This window comes from Ornithinibacter sp., from assembly GCF_035443565.1.
In the GTDB taxonomy this organism is placed as follows: Bacteria; Actinomycetota; Actinomycetes; order Actinomycetales; family Dermatophilaceae; genus Fodinibacter.
In genome coordinates this window covers 1-2630 of the sequence record NZ_DAORSO010000136.1, presented here as the reverse complement: position 1 = coordinate 2630, position 2630 = coordinate 1, and the positions used below count along the sequence as shown (strand labels likewise).

Genomic DNA, 2630 nt, shown 5'->3' with positions numbered 1-2630 from the left:
CCACGACCGACCACTCCTCCACGACCGACCACCCCGCCACGGAGCGTGCCTTGTGAGCCCCACGCGTTCGACCTCCCCTTCCACCCCCCGCACGCCGGCCCAGGTGGCCTTCGTCGGCGCCGGACCCGGCGACCCCGGGCTGCTCACCGTGCGCGCCAGCGAGCTGCTCGCCGCTGCGGATGCCGTCGTCATCGACCAGGTGGCGCGGCACGACGTCGTCGAGCGGTGGTGCGCACCCGGCACCCCCGTCGTGGATGCCGGCCACGGCGACCACGGTGAGAACCTCACCCACGCGTCGCGCGCCAAGCTCGTCGTGCGGGCCGCGAAGGCGCACCCGGGCGGCCTCGTCGTGCGCCTCATGGACGGTGACCCCGCAGTCTTCAACGGGCTCGCCGAGGAGGCCACCGCCTGCGTGAAGGCAGGGGTGTCCTTCGAGGTGGTTCCGGGCGTCAGCTCGGTCACGGCCGTTCCCTCGTACGCCGGGGTGCCGCTGACGTCGGCCAGCTCCACCGGGGTGCACGTCCTCGTCGCCGGGGCTCGCGGCGTCGACCTCACGGGCGCGCTCGACCCCAAGGTCACCGTCGTCGTCATCGGGGCACCGGACAAGGCCGCCCAGACCTTCGACGCCCTCATCGCCGCCGGTCGTGACGGGGCAACTCCCGTCGCCGTCACCGAGCGCGGCACGAGCACCGACCAGCGCACCGTGACGACGACGCTGTCCTCTGCCGGCGCGACGATGGCCGACGGGCGCTTCCCCGTGCTGGCCGTCGTGGGGTCCACTGTCACCATGCGCGAGACGTTGTCGTGGTTCGAGAGCAAGCCGCTGTTCGGGTGGGAGGTGCTGGTGCCCCGCACGAAGGAGCAGTCGGCCTCGACGTTGGCCCGCCTGCAGCGCCACGGGGCGCAGGCCAAGGTCGTGCCGACGATCTCGGTGGAGCCCCCGCGCACGCCGCAGCAGCTGGAGCGCGCCGTCAAGGGCATGGTCACCGGGCGCTACGAGTGGGTGGGCTTCACGTCCGTCAACGCCGTGCGGGCGATCCGTGAGAAGTTCGACGAGTTCGGGCTCGATGCGCGTTCGTTCGCGGGTCTGCGCGTCGCAGCCGTCGGCGGTGTCACCGCCCAGGCCCTGCGCGACTGGGGCATCACCCCGGACCTCGTGCCGACCGGGGAGCAGTCAGCCCTCGGCCTGCTCGAGGTCTGGCCCGCCTTCGACCCCGACCTCGACCCGATCGCCCGGGTGTTCCTGCCGCGTGCCGACATCGCGACCGAGACGCTCGTCGCGGGCCTGCAGGACATCGGGTGGGAGGTCGACGACGTCACGGCCTACCGCACGGTGCGGGCGGCCCCGCCGCCGGCGTCGGTGCGCGACGCCATCAAGAACGGCTCCTTCGACGCCGTGCTGTTCACGTCGAGCTCGACCGTGCGCAACCTCGTCGGCATCGCGGGCAAGCCGCACCCGACGACGGTCGTCGCCTGCATCGGCCCGGCCACGGCCAAGACCGCGGAAGAGCTCGGCCTGCGGGTCGACGTGCTCGCCCCGGTCGCCAACGCCGACGCGCTCGTCGACGCCCTGGCCGATCACGGCCGCTCGCTGGCCCTGGCGGCCCAGGAGGCCGGTGAGGTCGTCCTGCGCCCGAGCCAGCGTCGTCCGGGTTCGCGCCGCCGCGCCACGTGATGGGTTTCCCGCAGAGCAGGCCACGCCGGTTGCGGCGCACCCCCGCGATCCGGCGCCTGGTGGCGCAGACACGACTGCACCCGGCCGACCTGGTGCTCCCCGTCTTCGTGCGCGAGGGCATCGAGGAGCCGGTGCCGATCTCGGCCATGCCCGGTGTCGTCCAGCACACGCTCGACTCCCTCGTCGAGGAGGCCCACCGCTGCGTGCAGGCCGGGCTCGGCGGGATCATGGTGTTCGGGGTCCCGACCACCAAGGACGCGCGAGGGTCCGGCGCGGACGACCCCGACGGCATCCTCAACGTCGCTCTCGCCCGGTTGGTCGAGGCGGTCGGTGACGACCTCGTCGTCATGGTCGACCTGTGCCTGGACGAGTTCACCGACCACGGCCACTGCGGAGTGCTCGCTCCGGACGGGGCCGTCGACAACGACGCCACGCTCGAGCGGTATGCCGCCATGGCGCTGGCGCAGGCGGCGACCGGTGCCCACGTCCTCGGGCTCTCGGGGATGATGGACGGCCAGGTGGCGCACGTGCGTGCGGCGCTGGATGCCGCGGGGCACACCGACACCGTGCTCCTGGCGTACGCCGCGAAGTACACCTCCGGGCTCTACGGACCGTTCCGCGAGGCCGTGCAGTCCTCGCTCGTCGGTGACCGGGCGGCCTACCAGCAGGACCCGGCCAACGCGACCGAGGCCGTGCGTGAGCTCGAGCTCGACATCGCCGAAGGCGCCGACATCGTCATGGTCAAGCCGGCCGGCCCGCACCTCGACATCATCGCCGCTGCCGCCGCGATGTCGCCGGTTCCGGTTGCCGCGTACCAGATCTCGGGGGAGTACTCGCAGATCGAGGCTGCTGCCGAACGGGGTTGGATCGATCGCGAGCGCGTCATGCTGGAGTCGCTCACGGGCATCCGACGGGCCGGTGCGCAGATCGTGCTGACCTACTACGCCCTCGAGGC

The 2630-nt window shown here is 72.8% G+C and carries 2 protein-coding genes; both read left to right on the top strand.

All coding sequences use genetic code 11. The features are described from left to right. The first annotated feature begins 52 nt into the window (after positions 1–52). A complete protein-coding gene (locus tag PLL68_RS11745) occupies positions 53–1675 on the top strand; it encodes a bifunctional uroporphyrinogen-III C-methyltransferase/uroporphyrinogen-III synthase (RefSeq protein ID WP_324534291.1) in 1623 nt (540 codons plus the stop codon). Next, the coding region (gene hemB, locus PLL68_RS11740) for a porphobilinogen synthase (protein WP_324534289.1) at positions 1675–2630 on the top strand (956 nt) is incomplete at its 3' end. The genes PLL68_RS11745 and hemB, both read left to right, overlap by 1 nt.